1 protein-coding gene is annotated in these 697 nt (G+C 64.6%); it reads left to right on the top strand.

The features are described from left to right. On the top strand, nucleotides 1-697 hold a 697-nt coding region (locus CXQ91_RS24205), incomplete at both ends, for an L-serine ammonia-lyase, iron-sulfur-dependent, subunit alpha (RefSeq protein WP_181039039.1).

The raw sequence follows: 697 nt of genomic DNA, 5'->3' as shown, positions 1-697 counted from the left end.
ACTCCAAGGAATTGTTGCCGTTCCCGTTCCGGACCGCTGCCGTGTTGTTGGAGCATTGCGCCACGGTCGGGGGAAACTTTAGTGACGTGATGCTCGCGAACGAACTCGTGACTCGCAGCGAGGAGCAGGTGCGTTCCGGGTTGTTGCATATCCGGGACGTCATGGAGGAGTGTAAGAATGCTTCCTTGGCCCGGACCGGGTTGTTGCCGGGCGGGTTGAATGTGCGTCGCCGGGCCCCTGATTGGCATGCCCGCCTGCTCGCCGAGGACCCGGATCGGGATCCGAAGTTTTGGCAGGAATGGGTGAATCTGGTCGCCTTGGCTGTGAATGAGGAAAACGCCTCTGGCGGGCGGGTGGTCACGGCCCCCACGAACGGGGCTGCCGGGATCATCCCGGCCGTGATGTTCTACGCCACTCACTACACCCAGGGCATGGCGAGTGCCTCCCCGGAGGCGATCGACGCCGTCGTGGTGAAGTTCCTGCTCGCTGCCGGGGCGGTGGGGGTGCTGTATAAGGAGCAGGCCTCGATCTCCGGGGCCGAGGTTGGTTGCCAGGGTGAGGTTGGTTCGGCGTCCTCGATGGCCGCGGCCGGGCTGGCCGAGGTCATGGGTGGTACCCCGGAACAGGTCGAGAACGCGGCCGAGATCGCGATGGAACACAACCTGGGGCTTACGTGTGATCCGATCGGGGGGCTCGT

Origin of the sequence: Arthrobacter sp. Y81 (assembly GCF_002929335.1) — a bacterium.
Taxonomy (GTDB): Bacteria; Actinomycetota; Actinomycetes; order Actinomycetales; family Micrococcaceae; genus Arthrobacter.
This window is presented reverse-complemented; position numbering and strand designations above follow the sequence as displayed.